Source organism: Pedobacter sp. AJM (assembly GCF_002197755.1).
Classification (GTDB): domain Bacteria; phylum Bacteroidota; class Bacteroidia; order Sphingobacteriales; family Sphingobacteriaceae; genus Pedobacter.
The window spans coordinates 20,391-39,718 of the sequence record NZ_NHOT01000016.1 but is presented as its reverse complement, the minus strand read 5'-3'; the positions used below and the strand labels follow the sequence as shown (position 1 = coordinate 39,718).

Genomic DNA, 19,328 nt, shown 5'->3' with positions numbered 1-19,328 from the left:
AAATAAAAAAAGATGACGATGAACTGGGGGACTAAAATTTTATTGGGAATGGGCTGCTTCATGCTTTTCATCATAGCAATGGTAGGTTATATGTTTGCCAAACATGATGGCGATGCTTTAGTGGAAGAGGATTATTATGAAAAAGGGATTAACTACAATACCACCTATAATGCAGCACAAAACATGCTGAATGATGATGCGCAGCCGAAAATTACAGTTGATCAAAAGCAATTGGTTATCCGTTTAAAAGACAGTGCCAGCTACCAGCTCGTATTGATGCGGCCATCAAACAAGGCCGAAGATTTAAAGTTTGATGGTAAAACCATCGGACCTGATCACCTGATTCTGGTAAGTCGCGCTCATTTACCAAAAGGCATGTGGTTTCTCCATATGCAGTGGCGCAGTCATGGGAAGCACTATTTGTATCAAAGTAACCTCACGCTATGACGGATTTCCTGCCATTAGCTTTTTTAATGGGCCTGTTTGGCAGTTTGCACTGTGCTGTCATGTGCGGACCCATTATGCTGGGCATGCCTTTTCAGAAACAACATTTTTTAGGTGCTGCCTTCCAATTGCTCATGTATCAGTTCGGAAGAATTTTTGTTTATGTGGTTTTAGGCTTATGCGCAGGCGCACTTGGTGGCAGTATAGCCGTTTTTAGCAATCAGCAAATACTCAGCACCATTATTGGCATACTACTGATTTTTTTTACATTATTGCAATTAGTTCCACAGTATGTGAAGCGTTTTGCTACGTTACAAAATCATTTATTGCGTCCTATCAGTAAGTTAATGGGTTACGTATTCCAGTTGCCGCTCTGGGGATTTTTTGCCGGCGCTATAAATGGAATTATTCCCTGTGGAATGGTTTACCTGGCGCTGGCTACCGCCCTCAATACCGGAAGTTTTAAAGCTGGTGGGGTTTTTATGTTTTTATTCGGGATTGGAACCACACCGCTGATGCTGATGGTTTCACTGGGCGGAATTTTCATCAAAAGATATATTCCTTTCAACACACAAAGGCTTATTCCCTGGTTGATGTTTACCATGGGGATGTTGCTAATTATCCGGTCTGCAAATCTTGGTATTCCTTATTTATCTCCCGAACCGATGGGGATATATGGCAAGGCGGTAGATTGTAAATAATTTTTTTTACTCATCGTTCAAAAATTTCAGTTCATTTACGACACCATTTTTGATCGTCATCAAAAAAGTTAATCCTTAGGATTAATGATTTGTCGATCAACCTGCCATTGTTATTCTTCTGCTTAAATTAAATAATATGTAAGCTTATGGATACGGTTCTACCAGGAATATTTCAAATAATATGGCGAACGGTTAAGCGTTGAATGTTCTGCTTTTCTTTGTTTTTTACCATACTAAACGGTTTAAGGACTAAAATATGTCTGCATCTTATTTGGACTTGATCTAAATAAGATTTATATTTGCGGCATAAAAAAAATGCCACACGGTTCAGACCCGTGTGGCTACCGGAAAACCGGCTCACCTTTAATCTCCATTAAAAGTTATGCAAATTAAGAAAATTTTGCTATTAGGCATGCTATGTGCCTTTGTAATTTTTGCCTCCGCCCAAAACCGCATTTCCGGTATCTCGGGGCAAATCAAAAGTGCTTCTGGTCAGCCCGTTTCAGGCGCTACCGTCAAGATCCAGAAAACCAATTATGTAACGGTATCTGATGAGAAGGGAAGTTTCAAAATTTCTCAGGTTAAAGCCGGGAATTATCAGATTCAGATTTCTGCCGTTGGTTTCAAAACAATTAAAAAGGAAATAACCGTATCCGAAAATGAGGATCAAAAGTTAAGTTTCAGCCTTGCCGAATCTTCAGAAGACATGGAAACGGTAAATGTGATTGGCAGAACGGCAAATCAACAGGTAAACCGCCAGGCTTTTAACGTGACTTCTATCGATGCCAAAAAATTACATAACAGTACTTTAGATATCTCTCATGCACTCGATCGTGTATCTGGTGTCCGCGTGAGAGAGGCTGGAGGATTGGGATCTAGAATGGATTTCTCGTTAAACGGATTTACCGGTCGGCAGGTGAAATTTTTTATCGATGGTATACCAATGGATAATTTTGGCTCATCCTTCCAGATCAACAATATTCCGATCAACCTGGCACAACGTGTGGAAGTGTATAAAGGGGTGGTTCCGGTTTGGTTGGGCTCAGATGCTTTGGGTGGCGCCATCAACATTGTAACTGACAATACCACAAAAAGTTACATTGATGCTTCTTATTCTTATGGTTCATTTAATACCCATAAAACAGCTATCAATGCCGGTTATACTTCGCCGTCAGGTTTTAAGGTACAACTGAATGCCTTCCAGAATTATTCTGATAACGATTATAAAGTAACTACAGATGTGGCTTCTTTTGATGGTCGTTACTTCAGAAATCAGGTAGTGAAACGCTTTAACGATACTTACCATAATGAAACAATAATTGTAGGTGCAGGAGTTGTTAATAAATCATTCGCAGATCAGCTGATGTTTGGTTTAACCGCTGGGAAGAACTATGCAGAAGTACAAACAGGTGCCCGGATGGTCAGTGTTTTCGGCGATTGGCACCGAAGAGGAAGCATTTTAATGCCAACTGTGAAGTACCAGAAAAAAGATTTATTTACAAAGGGACTTGATCTTCGTATCAATGGTAACTTCAATTTTGGTACCGAACAAAATATCGATACCGTGTATCGCCGTTACAACTGGTTCCAGGAATATAAGCAATACCCGGGTGCTGGTAGCGAAAGGGAACGTTCCATGTATAAATTCCGTAACAATAATGGATTGGCCACTGCCAACTTAACGTATACCCTTAATGAGCGTCATTCCTTTTCATTAAATAATGTTTACAATTCGTTTAACAGAAAAGGTTCTGATGAACTCTTCCCGCAAAACCAAAATTACGAGCAACCCCGTAAAAACAATAAAAATGTGTTAGGATTAGGGTATAAATTCAGTCCTTCAGAAAAATGGAACACCTCTGTTTTTGCCAAGCAGTTTTATCAATCGAATAAATATGCACAGAGTTACAATCCAAGCGGAAACTGGGGTGATGTAGCCTATCTTCAGCAGGAAAACAGCTACAGCAAAACAGGTTACGGCATTGCATCAACTTATTTTATTGTCCCTAACTTTCAGTTGAAAGCCTCTTTCGAAAAAAGCTACCGACTGCCGGAAACGGATGAACTTTTTGGTGATTTATTAAACCTGGAAGGAAATATCAACCTGAAACCTGAGCAAAGCAATAACTACAACCTGGGCTTCAGCTATCAGGCACAGCTAAATCAGATTCACCGTTTTAGCTTTGATGGTAATGTAATGTACCGCGATGCGAAAGACTTTATCAGGCCGCAATTAAATAACAATCAAACCAAACAGGTAAATGGCAACCTGGCTGATGTAACCAATTTAGGTTTCGAATCTGAAGTGCGTTATTCTTACAAGCAGTTATTTACCGCAGGGGTAAATCTTACTTACCAGAACTTAAGAAACAATACCCGTTTTGAACAGGGGCAAACCATGGAAAGTCCTTTGTACAGGGATCGTATCCCTAACATGCCTTATCTTTTTGGTAACGCTGATGCTTCGCTATTCTTCAATAACGTAGGTAAGAAAGGCAATACCTTAACCCTTGGCTACAATGTATTGTATGTTCATGCTTATTACCTATCGTGGCCAAGTCAGGGTACTGCTGATACGAAGTATGATATCCCGAGACAATGGATGCAGGATGTTAATGCAGTTTATACATTAGGCGGTGGTAAATACAACATTGGTTTAGAATGTAAAAACCTGGTGAATAACCGCATCTACGATAACTTTTCATTACAAAAACCAGGCAGAGCATTTTATGCTAAAGTGAGGTATTTTTTCAGTACTAACAGATCATAAATTTTTATACATACGAATATGAAAACTAAATATTTACTTCCATTTTTAAGTTTATTGTTGGTTACCTTGTTTGCGGCTTGCGATAAGGAACTGGATTCTTCAGAAGTTGTAGACGTGGATAACGAGCTTACCGGAGCAACTAAATTTATCATTTCCGCAACACCTGTGGGTACCACAGGCATCGCCGATTATTTATTGACTGCCAATAGCTTAGATGCAGGAACGGTGACTACACAAGGAAACGGCATTGAGCAAGACGGTTCTTACCGTTATTATTTAACCCATAGAAACCGGTTTTTTAGCTTGTTGTACGGACAAGGGAATCCGGGTGCAGTAACCACTTATCGATTAGACGGTACCGGAAAGTTAAATAAACTCACCAATTTTCAAACTGAAACGGTTCAGCTTTTTGCACCAGCGAAGGATGATATATTTATTGCGAAAATACCGAGATCAGGAAATGAATTTTCAAGTTTCTTTAGGATTGATGCCCGCAAATACCAAATTGTTGGGGAGCAGCAGGTGAACATTGTAAAATTAGCGGGAAACAGGGAACGCGCACATTTTACATGGGCAACTCAAGTGGGTGAAAAACTTTTTATCCCTTATATGAGCATCAAAGGTGCAGCACCGGATGTTTTTGGTACTGCTTATCCTGATAGTTCGTGGGTGGCCGTTTACAGTTACCCGGAATTAAAACTGGAGAAAGTGATAAAAGACAACCGTACGAGTTATATCGGTGCTTACTTTGTAAATGGTTTAGTAGAAATCGAAAATGGCGATGCTTATGCTTTCTCCTATGCTTCTGCAACCAATTCCGGAACGCCAAGCTCTAAAAATCCTTCTGCAGTAATCCGGATTAATAAAGGAACGACTGAGTTTGATAAAAGCTATTTTTTAAATGTTCAGGAATTGTCTGGCGGTTACCACATGGCTGGTCAGAGCTATGTAGGCATGGGTAAATTTGTAGTGCAGATGTACCCGCAAGCCAATTCGATTACAGGCGCAGCCAGAAAGTTTGCCATTGTAGATGTAATTAACAAAACGTTTAAATGGGTAACAGGCATACCAGCTGATATAACAAGGACAACCACAATTAATAACTATTCCCCGAGAGATGGAAGAACAGGTTATATCGGAATCACCACAGCCAGCGAAGGAAGTTATGTTTATGTTTTTGATGCCGACATCGCCGCTGCAAAAAAAGGTTTAAAGGTTGAAGGTGGAACAATTACCGCCATCAATGCGCTTCAATATTAATTAAGCATTTCTCATTTCAATTAACAAGATAATGGCAACAGCAAACAACTCTAATCCGGCGAAGAAAAAAGTGAAAGATTCGCAATTTACCAGAATTAACAAATGGCTTCATCTCTGGCTCGGTCTTGTATCTGGTGTCATTGTTTTAATGGTTTGTATAACAGGCTGCATCTGGGTTTTTAATGAAGAGATCACCGGATTACTGGAGCCTGAAAGCAAGATACAAAAGCAAGATAAGCCAGTGATCACGCCATCTCAGCTCACCTCGATTGCTGCCCGCTTATTTCCGGACAAATCGCCGGTTTACGCGAATTACCAGCAGGGAAGGGCAATTAACTTAAATTTGAAAGGCGCAAAAGAAGAAGGCCGCAGGGGTGGTGGGACAACTTTAACCATTAATCCTTACACTGGCCGGGTGATCAGCAAAGTGGTACACAAAAAAGGTGAGGTAGATTTCTTCCGCTTTATCCTGAACGGACACCGTTTCCTTTGGCTGCCCTATGCCATTGGCCGGCCGATTGTGAATTATGGAACACTCATCTTCGTTATCCTATTGATTACAGGTTTGATCTGGTGGTATCCTAAAAAATGGAACAAATCTACCCGTGATAAAAGTTTTAAAATCAAATGGAGTGCATCATTCAAACGTGTTAATTTGGATTTGCATAATGTATTGGGGTTTTACTCGCTCATCTTTTTACTGTTCATCGCATTAACCGGAATGGTTTATGGCATCAGGTGGTATAGCGAAGGCTTATACTGGGTAACCAGTGGTGGCGAAAAGTTGGGTGAATTTGATCGCCTGGCATCTGATTCACTACAGGCAGGGAAATTCTACACACCAGAAAAGGCAATGGATTTAGCCTGGAATACCGTAATTAAAAAACATCCAAAATCAGAAGGTTTTTATTATAATTTCCCGGATACTTCCAAAGCAAAGGCAACCATTAATATTACGGTTTATCCTGATAAAGGGCAGTTTTACAATAACCAAAGTTATACTTTTGATCAGCATACGCTACAAGAATTAAAAGGAAAAGGTGTCTATTCAGTGCCTTACGAAGCTTCTGGTTTTGGTGGCAAGTTAAGGAAAATGAATTATGATATCCATGTGGGCAGTATCCTGGGTTTCCCGGGCAAAGTACTGGCCTTTCTGGCATCCCTGATTGGCGCGAGTTTACCAATCACAGGTTTTCTGATTTGGTATGGACGTAAGTTTAAGAAAAAAGGCAAGGCTAAGGAACCTTTAAAAACGGAGGGATCAAATCCGCTGCAGCATGGTAAGCCAAGAGCTAGAATACCTGTTAGAAAAATGGAGAATGTTATAAATTAAGTATACTCAATCATCCTTCCGAACCTGATTCGTGATCTGTTATCATGTCACAAATAACATCATAAACAAGACTGCAAAATCAATTAAATTTGATTTTGCAGTCTTGTTCTAAACAGCTGTTAAGCTTGTTTTACTTTTTTTGCCCGTCCGCCTTCGGCTTTTTCGGGTTGTTGTATGGATAAGATCAAATCGATGCTTTCAGAATTGACTTCATATTCAGCTGCAATTTTTTCCCATTTTACTAATTCCGACTGCAGATTTTCAATCTCCTTACTTAAAGATTCTATCTTGGTTTGTATCGATTTTCTTACGTTTAAATTTGCCATAACACAAAATTATCATTTGAATATGAAATGAATCATGCTTTTATTCACATCAGTAAAATAAATTTGACTACTGGTTGTTATTCAGTGTTTTAGGTAGCCGGAGATTTTTCAACATTTTTTATTTGTTTTTGTTGATATGTTTTTAAGTGCTGCTATCCAGCTGGAAAGCCTTTTTAACCGCTAAAATCCAACTGATGGTTTTTGATGAATAGCGGCAAAATGCTAAATTTACGCTTCGCTTTTGTACGAAGTAAGAAAGCAACAAGGAAACCGAACAACATTAATTTGCAACTGTCTATTTTATCTTTTCAGCAAGGGCAACAAGCTCCGGTGCTCGATTTTCGGTATGTGATCACCGAGGCCGCGCATTATATCATGGCGCTCAATTTTCAGCAGGAATTTGAATTGTTATACATCGATCTTCGTCCCAAAGCGGAAGGTAAGGAAGGTATTGCCGGATTCAAATTCAGCAGAGATGCGAAGAAAACCATGCACCCGGAGATTTATGATCACCTGGCGCTGATTGATATTTCGTCCGTTTGCGCGGCCAGTATCCATCAATATGGAAAAGAAATCATCAGGGTTGAAAAAGCTAATTTTCCATCAGATGCAGCCATGATGGTTACTTCAGGCTGTGGTGATGATTATGTACGCTTCAGCAAACATTTACTCCCGGTGTCCCGGCATTTTCTGCTTCGCCCCATGCACACGCAATGGAATACCATTTTAAAGGCTTTTGATTTTTTTCTGATGGAAGGTGTATGGGAGGCGGTAATGTATGTTTCAGAATGGATAGCTGAACATTTGGGGGCAGGAACCATCAGCCATGCCATTTTGCTGGAGGGTTTAAGCAGCCATGCATGTTATCCCATGCTTTGTACGGCAATGGAAAATTTCCTGACGCAGCGGTATCCGCTTACTAAAAAAAGACTGGAACTGAACATCAGTCACTAAAAATACTGGTCAATACTCAGTCCGTAAGTAAGGTTCAGGTTTTCTCTTCCGGTAATATTCAATTTATTGTAATTCAGGGCGGTAGTCAGGCTGATCCATTTTCGCAGTTTCAAACCAACAGAAGTCACCGATCTGATGATATGGTCGCCTTTCCGGCTAAAGGAGTTTTGAAGAAAGTGGCTGCCATCAATCACAATGATTTCCTTAATGGCAAAATGATATTGTAAACGCAGGGAATTGCGATAGGTATTATAGCTTTCGCCAACGATCAGGCTACTCTGGTCAAATAATACCCCGTCACTTAAATTGACATAAGCATTTGGTTTATCCAGAAAGCTATAGGCAATACCGCCACCCGCAAGCAACTGGTTTTTCAGTTTTAATGAATAGCTGGTATTATAATTCAGCAATCCCCAGTAATAAAAATGTGGAAAGGTTTTATAAAGATTAAAGTTTAGGGTAGAGGAAAAGTCATTGTTACTGAGGCTGTTGTTTTGTTTGCCATAAAGCCAGCTGGAAGAAGAATTTAAAACGAAATGTTCCCTTTTCATTCCTAAATTCAAGGCATTGTTTAACAAATAAGCTTTGTCTTCATTGGTACGGTTAACTGATCCGGTAGAAGAAAGCGCGATATGGTACCTGGTAGAATCGCTGTATTGTGCTTTCAGTTTAAGATGAAGAAGTGTGCCTAAGATCAGGAGTAAAGTTAGCCGCATCTAAGGTTAACAGCAATGCGCTTGCTATGTTTGGCTTTTTTATAAAATGATGATTGGCAGGCCGGATTAAAACCATGCCTTCCCTTTTCATGTTATTTTAAATCATCATAACATAAAAACCGACAATATGAAAAAGCAGAAAACCCCGGCAAAACAGGAGCAGCAACCCGGAATCGAAGCTGTAATGCATCCTGCTCCTGAAGTAATTAAAGCCAGCTATAAAGGTTCAGGAAAGTTGAAAGATAAGGTTGCATTAATTACCGGTGGTGATAGTGGCATCGGACGTGCTGTTGCCGTTCACTTTGCCCGTGAAGGTGCTCATGTGGCCATTGTATACCTGAATGAGGATACTGATGCCGACGAAACAAAAAAAATGATTGAAAATGAAGGCCGTAAGTGCATACTGGTTAAGGGCGACGTAAAGAAATCTGAGTTCTGCAAAAAAGCGGTGCAGAAAACCGTTAAAACATTTGGCCAGCTTAACATTCTGGTCAATAATGCAGGTATGCAGGTTCCACAAAAAGATCCTAAAAAAATAGATGAGCAACAACTTGAAGATACTTTCCGGACCAATATTTTTGGTTATTTCTATTTTGCAAATGAAGTATTGGAACATTTTAAGGCAGGCGATTGCATCATCAATACCACCTCCGTAACGGCCTACCGCTCTTCTCCAAACCTCATTGATTATTCTGCTACAAAGGGTGCCATCACTTCCTTTACCCGGTCGCTGGCTACTAATCTGGCTAAAACAGGCATTCGTGTAAATGCAGTGGCTCCCGGCCCGGTGTGGACACCACTGATCGTTTCAACCTTTGATGAGGAAAAAATTAAATCATTCGGTTCAGAAACAGCGATGGAAAGGGCAGGTCAACCCTCAGAAGTGGGACCGGCTTATGTATTTCTGGCGAGTGAAGATGCCTCATTCATTACCGGTCAGGTGATTCATGTCAATGGCGGCGAAGTGGTAAATGGTTAGGTTTATCCATAAAAAATCACTAACATTATATGCATAGGGGAAATTGATCCGCTTTAACATTCATGTCTGCCGAACAATTGAAACATAAGGATATTAAACCCGCAGATAAAACAGATTGGCGTTTTAAGCTGCATGAGGTAATATATGAATCAAACACCCCTGCGGGGAAAGCTTTCGACATCGGTTTGCTCCTGGCGATATTTACCAGCATTATGGTGGTGATGCTGGACAGTGTCATTGGTATTCACCATCAGTACGGTAAGCTGTTTAACAGGCTGGAATGGATTTTTGCTGCCTTATTTACGGTAGAATATATTTTAAGGTTGGTTAGCGTTAGAAAACCCTTACTTTTTGTACTGAGTCCGCTGGGTATTATTGATCTGATTGCGCTGCTTCCTTCTTATTTAAGCATCTTTTTTATTGGCGCACAATCATTGCTGGTGTTCAGGGCTTTGCGGTTGCTTCGGGTATTCAGGATATTTAAACTCGGGCAATTTTTATCAGAGATTAACTTTTTAACCCAGGCACTTAAGGGCAGCTTAAGGAAAATAAGCATTTTTCTGCTTACTGTTTTAACCATTACGGTCATTCTGGGTTCGATCATGTATCTGGTTGAAAAGCGGGAGAATGGTTTCTCCAATATTCCGGAGAGTATTTACTGGGCCATTGTGACCATTACTACAGTAGGCTATGGCGATATTTCGCCCATTACACCAATGGGAAAATTTGTGGCTTCTGTAGTGATGCTGATTGGTTACGCCATTATTGCAGTACCCACCGGTATCATTACCCATGATATCGCAATTGCGGCCAGGCAGAAAAAAGAGTTGCCGGAATCCTGTCCCAACTGTAGCCGGGAAGGCCATGACAGTGATGCGCTGTTCTGCAAGTTTTGCGGCTCATCACTGTATCGATAGGTACTAATTGCTGACATAATGCGCTACCCGGATAGCGAAATCATTTAAATCAAACGGCTTATTAATAAAATCTTCCGCCATGCATTTCGCTTTCACCGCACTTAAATGATTGTTGGCCGACATCATCATCACCGGGATATGATGTGTTTTCGCATTTTGTTTAAGCCGGTTACAAATGTCTATTCCATTGGCATCAGGTAGCCTGATATCCAGAATAACCATATCAGGGATACTATCCTGCATCCTTTTCCAGAAATCTGCCGAGTTGGGAAAAGCCTTTACTTCATATAATTCTTCCGTGAGTAGAAATTCGATGATTTCTCTGATGGCTGGATGATCTTCAATAACATAGATGGACTTTTTCATCGCTTGATGTTTTGGTATACAAGCTTAACATCTTTCATTAACAGGTGTTTACGGAAGTTGTTCACAAACCCGAGGTTATTCACCTTTGCCATCAGAACTGTTCCGTTTAGCTGAATTCAATGGCATATAAATGAAACTTTTTTAAAGTCAACAGGGTTGTATTAATGATAAATAAATGAACCATGAAAAATATCTTTTCTACCCTCGCCAAAACAGCTGTTGTTTTACTGTCTGTTTCCGGTTTAAATCAATTGGCATCTGCCCATTATCATCAACCATTAGTCATGCAAAGCAACATGATGGATATGCCTGTAGAAGTATTCATCAGGCAGGCGATGCTGTCTGGCATGAAAGAAATACAGCTAAGCGGAGTAGCCAGCGAACAATCTGCTGATCCCAAAGTAAAAGCCTTTGCCAAAATGATGATCGATGACCATAGTAAGGTGAATGAAGAATTAAAGTTATTGGCGAAGGCTAAAAGCGTGAGTTTACCGATGAGTAAACTTCCGGGTGGAATGCGACCGGATGGGCGGGTAGATTCCCAATTGGAAAACATGAAAGATACCACCAGAAACCAGAATGTGGCTGAAGCAGCCGGAAATATGAAGTCTGCTGTCTTACCTCATCCGGATGGTGATACCGAAGCCGAAATATTAAAATCTGTTGAAGACTTAAAGCAGATGAAAGGCACTGCGCTGGATCAGGGATATGTAAAGCTCATGATAAGCGATCACCAGAAGGCCATTGCTTTGTTTGAAGAAGGGGCTAAATCAAAAGATAGCGCAATCAGAAAATTTGCTTCCAAACATCTGCCTCATTTGAAAGCGCATTTAAAACAAGTTTCTGCGCTGAATCGATAAAATCGGGTAAATGCCTGGTAAATATTCTTTATTTCAATAAACATAAAAGAGCGATCATGACTGATCGCTCTTTTATGTTTATGCTGTTTCCTCTTCTTCCGCTGCAATGATCATTAAATCTATAGCGTCAATATAAATTGGTTATTAAAAGGGTTGAAAACCTTTTGTGTTAGTTGCAGTTCATACGATCGGACCGATGATTTTATTATCATCGTATCGGTCAAAACTGAAGTCTACATTAAAATCCGAAAAATATTTCGTCATCTGATTCCTTACGTTCGTCACCTCATTTTGAACGTTTGTCAAATAGATCCTATTTTTTATATACTGCTATTTAAATTGGAAATAATTTACTCATACACTCATTTAATAATGGACTGAACTCATTTTAAAAAAAAAGTATAGGTATATGCAGAATTAAGATATTGTTCAAAGCACGTTACAATGTATTGTTTGACTAAAATCTAAAAGTATCTTCTTTTATTTAAACAAAACACATCTTATGAAAATAAAAATTTTATTATTGGCAATTGGAACTTTATTGTCTTGTCAGGTAATTGCGCAATCCGAACCAAATGTAGCAGATTACACTAAACCTATAGAAATAATTCCTCCTTCTCCTAATGCAAATTCACTTGGAAAATATGGAGGAATAGATTTAAGTCTCGCTACTGGTTCTGTTAGTAAAAGCATTCCTCTCTATGACTGCAATTCCAGTAATTTAAAAGTTCCAATTTCACTGTTTTATAGTACTAATGGATTTAAAGTGGATGAAATTCCTGGGAGAGTAGGCGTTGGATGGAGCCTAAATGCAGGGGGTGTTATTACAAGGACCGTTTTTGGATCAATTGATGAACTTTCACAACGTGTATCAGTTCCATCTGATTTTCCGGCAAGAACAGATGCCCTTATTAGTTTTATGGAGGGTTTATACGTTTCTAACGAGACTGGCCAAACTGATGCAGAGCCAGACTTATTTTCTTTTAATTTTAATGGGTATGTGGGTAGATTTATTTTGGATAACAATTTAAATCCAATCCAGCTATCACATTCTAACCTTAAAATTGAAAGAGACTTTAGTTCCGCTGATTGGAATTTTAAGATTACTGATGGGGAAGGAATCCAATATTTTTTTGGAGGAGCAGATGCAAGTGAGCAAACAAAAAAAACAGTGACCGGAAGTGCATGCGGAAAAACAATATCAAAGTTTGCTAAAACAGCCTGGTATTTAAAAAAAATAATACATCCTAAAGGAGATCTGATAACTTTTTCATATTCATACCTTGGCATGACCTATTCAATAGGCATTCAGCAATCTATTTATAAAAGAGCAAGTAATTTAGCAAGACTTCAATGCAGTATGCAAGATCCAGTATTAAACAACACAAATTGCCAAACCATACTTCAAACGGATGGAGTTTTACTTCAGGAAATTAATTGTTCAAACGGAATTAGCGTTAACTTTTCATATATAGATCGAAATGATGGTAACGATAAGTTAATTAATTCTATTGAAGTACGTGATATTAATACGCAGCGTGTATTTAAATCATTCTTACTAAATTACACAAATAGCCTGGCTACTGGTTTTAAAAATACTTATTCTTTAGGGGATTCTAAATTAAATTATAAACCATTTCTGGTTAATCTGAGCGAGCGGGATGAAAATAATTTAACTTCTAAAACGCATTTTTTTTCTTATAACGACATAGGTGCTCTTCCTCCGAGATTATCTTATGCCCAGGATCATTTTGGTTTTTTTAATGGTAAAAATAATTCTACATTAATTCCTGCTCCAACAACGCTATCCTGGAAGGATAAACTTTTAGGTGCAACTGCCGATAGGGCAATGGATCCCGAATTTTCTAAGAAAGGGCTTCTATCTTTAATAAAATATCCAACAGGAGGAAAGGATAGTATCATTTATGAAGGGAATATGGTATATGGTGAAGAAACAATCTATCCTCAGCAATCAACAATAAGTGCTACGGCTTTTAACCCAAACTTACGGGGGACTGTAACAACATATTCTACCGTTATAAATATTGCATTTTCTCAAGAGGTGAGTTTCAATGTTGCCTGTGTTTCTAGCAGTACAACAGGTGGCGATCCATTACACGATGTTAGTCAGATTACCTTAATTGATCAAAGTAACAGTAATGCAATAGTTTACAACAAAACTCTTAAGCCTGGAGAATATTTTAACGAGGTTTTAAACTTAGATGCGGGCCACTCTTATATCATAAAATGCAGTGCCTCCGGAGAAAAGGTTTCTGGGAGTGCAACAATTTATTATATGAATGGTAATATTACCACTCAGAAAAAAAATATTTATACCGGAGGAGTCCGTGTTGCAAAGGTTATTTCATCTGATCCAATAACCAATATATCAATTACTAAAAAATACTTTTACAGCCAGTTAAATTCACCCGAAATTTCATCTGGCTATTCTACAAATTATACACCACTGTATGAGAAATTTTTAACAGTTTATATACCCTGTTCAGCCGCTATAGATGCTAGTAAAGTAAATGAATGGGATTTTTATAGTATGTATTCAAATACGGTCAATAATATTTATGTTAACCAATCGTCACCATTAACTTATAAAAGCGTAATAGAAAGTTTAGGCGAGAACTTTGAAAATGGAGGTATAGAACACCAATATACAGCTGTGCCAGACCTCCCTGCTTACCAGTTAGTTGGTAAAGATAAAATTTTTAATGGTCAGGTTACCAGCTATTTGTGGAGAAATGCAAGAGAATTTTATCAGCAAATTTTTAAAAAGCAGGGCAATAATTCTATACCAGTTAAAAAAGTGTTCACTCATTTTAAAGAAGATGAGCGGATAAATGCGGAGTTTAAAGCATACATTGTAAATAAAAAATACAATTTAACTTTGCGTAATAATCCTCCTACTGCTTTAGAGGTAGATGCTTATGACTTATTTACTTATTCTAATTTTATTAAGTGGGTTTATATTGATAGTATAAAGACTCAGACTTTTGATGCTACTGGAAATAATTATGTCGAAAACATTGTTGTAAATGAATATGCCAATCCTGAACATGCTCAGTTAACTAAAACAATTTCTAATACAAGTGACCTTCAAAGTGAATCATCTGTTTATTACTATCCTCAAGATGTAAATTTAAGTGGTGATGAAGAAAGTGCCAGGTTACAACTCATTGATAAGCATATCCTAAGTCCGGTATTGAAAACTAAAGCGTATAAGAATTCTAATTTATTTCAAAGCGTATCCATTTCTTATCATACTTTTCCCAATGGATTGACACTGCCACGAAATTATAGCCTTAGTGTTTACTCAAATCCGGAGGAACCCAGAGTCCAATTTGATAATTATGATAAAACAGGAAATTTACTTCAACAATCTGTTGTAAACGGTGCTAAAACATCCTATTTATGGAGTTATAACGGACAACACCCTATAGCTGAGATCAGGAATGCAGATTATGCTACTGTTGAAGCCATTTTAGGATCAACAACGGTAGCAGACATTGCAGCAGCAAACCCTACTGATTCAGAAATTACGTCCTGGATAAATCAACTGAGGAATTCGACGTCCCTTAAAGATGCCCATATCACTTCCTACACTTACAAACCTTTGGTGGGGATGACGAGCATGACCGATCCAAAGGGCATGACTACTTATTATGAATATGATGAGTTTCAGCGCTTAAAGAATATGAAGGATCAGAATGGAAACATTCTTAAAAATACAACCTATCACTACAAAAATTAAGGCCTCATGAAGATACAGATCAAACAGCTGGTGGCAGGTTTTTTCCTGCTGGCGGGGATACAACAGGCGAGTGGCCAGCTGGTGCTCAGCCAATATAACAATGAGTCGCAGATTAGTGCGCCCAGCAGCGTTACGCTGGTAAATGGTTTTCATGCCACGGGCAATGTGCGGATTTTCACCACGGGTGTGAGTTATATCAATTGTCAGCCCTATAGCGCCACAGCGAGCAATAATCAGAACTACATCAGTACAAAAACATTCAGGCAGCCCGGGATTGATCCAAATAACCTGAACGGACGAAGCATCTGTGATGTGAATGAGAGCATCCAATACTTCGATGGTTTGGGTCGTCCTTTACAAACGGTACAGGTAAAAGGTAGCCCTGCTTTCAATGATTTGGTTCAGCCCTTTGCTTACGATGCCTTTGGCCGGGAGGATAAGAAATACCTCCCTTATGCGGCAACAGGTACCAATGGAAGCTACCGGTCAGCAGCATTAAGTGAGCAGTTGAGTTTTTATACGGTTTCAGGAAACCAAAGCGGTGAACAGATGAGTAATGGTATCGTGAGGATCCCGACACCGTTTTCACAGACGGTTTTTGAGGCGAGCCCGCTGAACCGGGTACTGGAACAGGGTGCCCCGGGGGATGCCTGGCAGCCTGTGTTGAACAGCAATGCCGGCCATACGTTGAAGATGGAATATGGCACCAATACAGACAATGAGGTGAGGTTGTGGGCACTGACTGCAGATGGGGCCTCAACGGACAACCAATACTATCCGGCTGGCAAGCTGTATAAAACCACCACAAAAGATGAAAACTGGAAGGCATCTGACGGACGTGCGGGTACCACCGATGAATTCAAGGATTTTGAAGGTCGTGTGGTATTGAAAAGAGCCTGGGGCACCAATGACAGGGGGCTCTGTACGTATTATGTATATGACGATTTGGGGAACTTAAGATATGTTTTACCCCCGGCGGTGAATGAGGGTACAGACCGTTTTTCACCTGCCTTGAGCAGCTTCACTGAAAGCCAGGTTGAATTTCATTATTATATCTATGCCTACCGTTATGATGGCAGGAAACGGGTAACGGAGAAAAAGATCCCGGGTAAGGCCTGGGAGTTTATGGTTTACAATTTACTGGACCAGGTGGTGATGAGCCAGGATGGTAACCAGCGGAACAAAAGCCCACAGGAATGGTCATTTCATAAATATGATGCCTTAGGGCGGGTGGTGATGACGGGACTATACCAATATAACACGGCTGTTGCGGATACCAACCGGGTGAATCCGGAAAGGAGTTACAAAAACGGGTTGCAGGATTATGCCAATACCCAAAAGAATGAAAACGGGGAAATCAAATTGTGGGAAGCCAGGGACAACAGTTCCACGGTAACGGGCTATACCAGCAGGGCCATGCCGCAGGGTGATATTTCTGCCTACCTGAGTATAAACTATTATGATGATTATGACTTTGTGGGTGGGAATACCTTTAGCTATAGCGGAAGAAGCCAAAAGACCAAAGGGCTTGCTACGGGAAGCAGGGTCAACGTACTGGGCAGTTCGGATATGCTGCTGAGTGAACACTTTTACGATGAGGAGGGCAGGGTAGTAAAGACTTTCAGCCAGCATTACCTGTCGGGGGGGATCGATCCCTCCAATTATGATGAGACCAGCAATAGCTATAGTTTTGTCGGTGAACTGACCTCCAGCCTGAGGATCCACCATACTACTGCCGGAGATACGCAGATTGCCAACCGTTATGAATATGACCATATGGGGCGTAAGCTGGCGGGCTTTGAAGAGATCAACGGTAAGGGAGAGGTGGTATTATCAAAACTGGATTACAATGCACTCGGTCAGCTGAAGAACAAAAGCCGGCACAGTGAGGATAAGGTGACCTTCCTGCAGAGCACCGGCCTAGCCTATAATGAGCGGGGCTGGCTGAAAAGCAGTATCAATGACCAGTTTAGCATGCAGCTGGATTACCAGGAAAATAACAGCGGTTGGTATAACGGGAATATTGGACGGCAGTATTGGTCTGCAGGTGCAAATCCATTGTCTTCGGGGATTTATATGACTTATGGTTATGATAAGCTGAACCGGCTGAGCAGTTCCATCGGTACAGGCATTAAGATGAATGAAACCATCGCCTATGATGTACTGGGCAATATCGACAGGTTCCAGCGGGATGATGGTACGGATAACAAGTACCACTACCATGGCAGCCAGTTGTGGTTTGCGGCGGAGGTAACCAATGGCTATGAATATGACCGGAATGGCAATGCGGTAATTGACGGGCGTTCGGGATATCATTTTGATTATAATGTGCTTAACCTGCCCCATGAGGTGAGGGCTGCGAACAATATTGACCTGGTTACAGGCTATACTTATGATGCGGCTGGTAACAAGCTCAAAAAGAGCATATCTTCTGGAACCATTAATTACATTGATGGGATCCAGTATAAACCAGATAAGAGCATCGATTTCATCCAGACGGAGGAAGGTTTGGCCAGAAATAATGGCAGTGGGAATTATAGCTATGAATATCACCTGTCCGACCATTTGGGCAATGTACGGACGACATTTTATAAAAACCCGAGCACCCATCAGCTGGAAGTGTTGCAAAGAGACGATTACTATGCATTTGGATTAAGAAAAAATACACAATTCGGAAATAATAAATATCTTTATAACGGCAAGGAGTTGCAGGAGGAATTGGGACAGTATGATTACGGGGCAAGGTTCTATGACCCGGTGATTGGGAGGTGGAATGTGGTGGATCCGTTGGCGGAGAAGATGAGAAGGCATTCGCCTTATAATTATGGTTTCAATAATCCGATACGTTTTGTTGACCCTGATGGAATGGAGGGTAAGGATTGGGTCATGGGCAAAAATAACAAACCTTACTGGGATGAGAATGCCACTTCACAGGCGACAACAAAAGCAGGAGAAACCTATCTCGGTAAATCAGTTCAGTATGAAACAAAAGGTGGTTATGACATCACCCTGAATCCTGATAAAACCTGGAACTACACAGGTTCTGACATGAGCGATAAAACACCGGCCGGCTCCAAATGGAGTGCCTTTCAAGGTGCGTTAGGAGGAATGCTACCGGCTCTTAAAGCAGCAGAAGTTACAGGGGAAATAGTAGCTGGACTTGCTGCCGGTGGTATCGCAGGGGGTGAAATTGGAGCTGCTTATCTTGCAGGACAAGCTGGAAGAAATGCTGGTTTTTTAGCAGGCTTGGCAGAGTCAGGAGGAGGCTTCAGTACGATCTTTAGGGCTGTTTCAGCTGCTGAAGCAGATGATGTTGCTAATTTTGGTTTTAGAGTTTTAGAAGGTGGATATGAGTCTAAACTTTTTGCTCCTACATTGAAAGAAGCAGTTCAGTTTGGAAAATATAATTTCGGTCTTGATGGTATTCCGAATACAATAATGAAAGTAAGAGTTCCAAATAGTATACTAAATGGTGCGTACAAATTTACTGCTGATGGAATGAATGCTATAGATATAGCAGCAAAGAATTTAAGTTTACTACGAGGAACTGCTTTAAACTATAGTCCTATTTTTTAATAACGATGATAAAGATATTAGCCAAAATTAAATTGTATAAAACTGAGCGTAAAACGCCATTTAAAAGTGGTTATAGACCCTTATTTAATTTTATACCAGATATGAAAACATCCGGCCAAATTACTTTGAAGGAAAATACAGATTTCTGTCCTGGTGAAGAGGGAATTGTAGAAATAGCTTTTCTGCATCGAGAGTTTTTGGGAGAAAAATTTGATGTTGGCTCTAAATTTACCTTTGGAGAAGGAGCCTTACCTTTTGGAGAAGGTGAGGTAAGGGAAATAATATCTAATTAGCCATCATACTCACTTCGCTAGCGCACGTTTGAGGTGTGTGAAAATGGATTATAACCAAGCCCGGCAGTTT

At 40.1% G+C, this 19,328-nt stretch carries 15 protein-coding genes; 12 read left to right on the top strand and 3 right to left on the bottom strand.

All coding sequences use genetic code 11. The annotated features are described in order from the left end of the window. Positions 1-12: 12 nt before the first annotated feature. From CBW18_RS19935 to CBW18_RS19915, 5 genes are all read left to right on the top strand, one after another. On the top strand, positions 13-447 hold the full coding sequence (locus CBW18_RS19935) for a FixH family protein (protein WP_088303132.1): 435 nt from the start codon (positions 13-15) through the stop codon (positions 445-447). After that, positions 444-1,145 carry a sulfite exporter TauE/SafE family protein gene (locus CBW18_RS19930; RefSeq protein ID WP_088303131.1) on the top strand — a complete coding sequence of 234 codons (702 nt, stop codon included), beginning with the start codon at positions 444-446 and terminating at the stop codon, positions 1,143-1,145. The genes CBW18_RS19935 and CBW18_RS19930 overlap by 4 nt, the downstream gene beginning before the upstream one ends. 382 nt (positions 1,146-1,527) lie before the next feature. After that, positions 1,528-3,915 (top strand): TonB-dependent receptor, encoded by a 2,388-nt coding sequence (locus CBW18_RS19925; RefSeq protein WP_088303130.1) that lies wholly within the window; start codon positions 1,528-1,530, stop codon positions 3,913-3,915. Positions 3,916-3,933: 18 nt separating this feature from the next. Then, on the top strand, positions 3,934-5,175 hold the full coding sequence (locus tag CBW18_RS19920; RefSeq protein WP_088303129.1) for a DUF4374 domain-containing protein: 1,242 nt from the start codon (positions 3,934-3,936) through the stop codon (positions 5,173-5,175). 31 nt (positions 5,176-5,206) lie between these two features. Then, positions 5,207-6,508: a PepSY domain-containing protein gene (locus CBW18_RS19915; RefSeq protein WP_088303128.1), complete on the top strand. Its 1,302-nt coding sequence runs from the start codon at positions 5,207-5,209 to the stop codon at positions 6,506-6,508. A gap of 119 nt (positions 6,509-6,627) precedes the next feature. Here the strand turns inward: CBW18_RS19915 and CBW18_RS19910 are convergent, their stop codons facing one another. Further along, positions 6,628-6,834, bottom strand: coding sequence for a hypothetical protein (locus CBW18_RS19910; protein WP_088303127.1), 207 nt, complete (start codon positions 6,832-6,834; stop codon positions 6,628-6,630). 204 nt (positions 6,835-7,038) lie between these two features. Between CBW18_RS19910 and CBW18_RS19905 the strand changes: the two genes are divergently transcribed. Further along, positions 7,039-7,788 carry a hypothetical protein gene (locus CBW18_RS19905; RefSeq protein ID WP_088303126.1) on the top strand — a complete coding sequence of 250 codons (750 nt, stop codon included), beginning with the start codon at positions 7,039-7,041 and terminating at the stop codon, positions 7,786-7,788. Here CBW18_RS19905 and CBW18_RS19900 read toward each other — a convergent pair. Then, on the bottom strand, positions 7,785-8,504 hold the full coding sequence (locus CBW18_RS19900; RefSeq protein ID WP_088303125.1) for a DUF481 domain-containing protein: 720 nt from the start codon (positions 8,502-8,504) through the stop codon (positions 7,785-7,787). The genes CBW18_RS19905 and CBW18_RS19900 overlap by 4 nt on opposite strands. A gap of 127 nt (positions 8,505-8,631) precedes the next feature. Between CBW18_RS19900 and CBW18_RS19895 the strand changes: the two genes are divergently transcribed. Both CBW18_RS19895 and CBW18_RS19890 read left to right on the top strand, forming a co-directional pair. After that, a complete protein-coding gene (locus tag CBW18_RS19895) occupies positions 8,632-9,483 on the top strand; it encodes an SDR family oxidoreductase (protein WP_088303124.1) in 852 nt (283 codons plus the stop codon). A 62-nt stretch (positions 9,484-9,545) separates the two neighbouring features. After that, the gene (locus tag CBW18_RS19890) at positions 9,546-10,400 is read left to right on the top strand and encodes an ion transporter (RefSeq protein ID WP_088303123.1); all 855 of its coding nucleotides are present in this window, start codon (positions 9,546-9,548) and stop codon (positions 10,398-10,400) included. Positions 10,401-10,403: 3 nt separating this feature from the next. On the opposite strand, the gene CBW18_RS19885 is transcribed toward CBW18_RS19890, so the two are convergent. Next, complete coding sequence (locus CBW18_RS19885) at positions 10,404-10,766, bottom strand: PleD family two-component system response regulator (protein WP_088303122.1); 363 nt, start codon at positions 10,764-10,766, stop codon at positions 10,404-10,406. A 182-nt stretch (positions 10,767-10,948) separates the two neighbouring features. Here CBW18_RS19885 and CBW18_RS19880 point away from each other — a divergent pair, with 182 nt between their 5' ends. From CBW18_RS19880 to CBW18_RS19865, 4 genes are all read left to right on the top strand, one after another. Then, positions 10,949-11,626 (top strand): DUF4142 domain-containing protein, encoded by a 678-nt coding sequence (locus CBW18_RS19880; protein ID WP_088303121.1) that lies wholly within the window; start codon positions 10,949-10,951, stop codon positions 11,624-11,626. Positions 11,627-12,128: 502 nt separating this feature from the next. Continuing rightward, on the top strand, positions 12,129-15,389 hold the full coding sequence (locus CBW18_RS19875) for a hypothetical protein (RefSeq protein ID WP_088303120.1): 3,261 nt from the start codon (positions 12,129-12,131) through the stop codon (positions 15,387-15,389). Positions 15,390-15,395: 6 nt separating this feature from the next. Further along, complete coding sequence (locus CBW18_RS19870; RefSeq protein ID WP_088303119.1) at positions 15,396-18,965, top strand: DUF6443 domain-containing protein; 3,570 nt, start codon at positions 15,396-15,398, stop codon at positions 18,963-18,965. A 5-nt stretch (positions 18,966-18,970) separates the two neighbouring features. Continuing rightward, a complete protein-coding gene (locus CBW18_RS19865; protein ID WP_088303118.1) occupies positions 18,971-19,258 on the top strand; it encodes a hypothetical protein in 288 nt (95 codons plus the stop codon). Positions 19,259-19,328: the final 70 nt, after the last annotated feature.

What these genes read in the sequence shown, in the direction of transcription:
- CBW18_RS19935 (WP_088303132.1), top strand. Translation starts at nt 13, where the DNA reads ATGACGATGAACTGGGGGACTAAAATTTTATTGGGAATGGGCTGCTTC.
- CBW18_RS19930 (WP_088303131.1), top strand. Translation starts at nt 444, where the DNA reads ATGACGGATTTCCTGCCATTAGCTTTTTTAATGGGCCTGTTTGGCAGT.
- CBW18_RS19925 (WP_088303130.1), top strand. Translation starts at nt 1,528, where the DNA reads ATGCAAATTAAGAAAATTTTGCTATTAGGCATGCTATGTGCCTTTGTA.
- CBW18_RS19920 (WP_088303129.1), top strand. Translation starts at nt 3,934, where the DNA reads ATGAAAACTAAATATTTACTTCCATTTTTAAGTTTATTGTTGGTTACC.
- CBW18_RS19915 (WP_088303128.1), top strand. Translation starts at nt 5,207, where the DNA reads ATGGCAACAGCAAACAACTCTAATCCGGCGAAGAAAAAAGTGAAAGAT.
- CBW18_RS19910 (WP_088303127.1), bottom strand. Translation starts at nt 6,834, where the DNA reads ATGGCAAATTTAAACGTAAGAAAATCGATACAAACCAAGATAGAATCT.
- CBW18_RS19905 (WP_088303126.1), top strand. Translation starts at nt 7,039, where the DNA reads ATGAATAGCGGCAAAATGCTAAATTTACGCTTCGCTTTTGTACGAAGT.
- CBW18_RS19900 (WP_088303125.1), bottom strand. Translation starts at nt 8,504, where the DNA reads ATGCGGCTAACTTTACTCCTGATCTTAGGCACACTTCTTCATCTTAAA.
- CBW18_RS19895 (WP_088303124.1), top strand. Translation starts at nt 8,632, where the DNA reads ATGAAAAAGCAGAAAACCCCGGCAAAACAGGAGCAGCAACCCGGAATC.
- CBW18_RS19890 (WP_088303123.1), top strand. Translation starts at nt 9,546, where the DNA reads ATGTCTGCCGAACAATTGAAACATAAGGATATTAAACCCGCAGATAAA.
- CBW18_RS19885 (WP_088303122.1), bottom strand. Translation starts at nt 10,766, where the DNA reads ATGAAAAAGTCCATCTATGTTATTGAAGATCATCCAGCCATCAGAGAA.
- CBW18_RS19880 (WP_088303121.1), top strand. Translation starts at nt 10,949, where the DNA reads ATGAAAAATATCTTTTCTACCCTCGCCAAAACAGCTGTTGTTTTACTG.
- CBW18_RS19875 (WP_088303120.1), top strand. Translation starts at nt 12,129, where the DNA reads ATGAAAATAAAAATTTTATTATTGGCAATTGGAACTTTATTGTCTTGT.
- CBW18_RS19870 (WP_088303119.1), top strand. Translation starts at nt 15,396, where the DNA reads ATGAAGATACAGATCAAACAGCTGGTGGCAGGTTTTTTCCTGCTGGCG.
- CBW18_RS19865 (WP_088303118.1), top strand. Translation starts at nt 18,971, where the DNA reads ATGATAAAGATATTAGCCAAAATTAAATTGTATAAAACTGAGCGTAAA.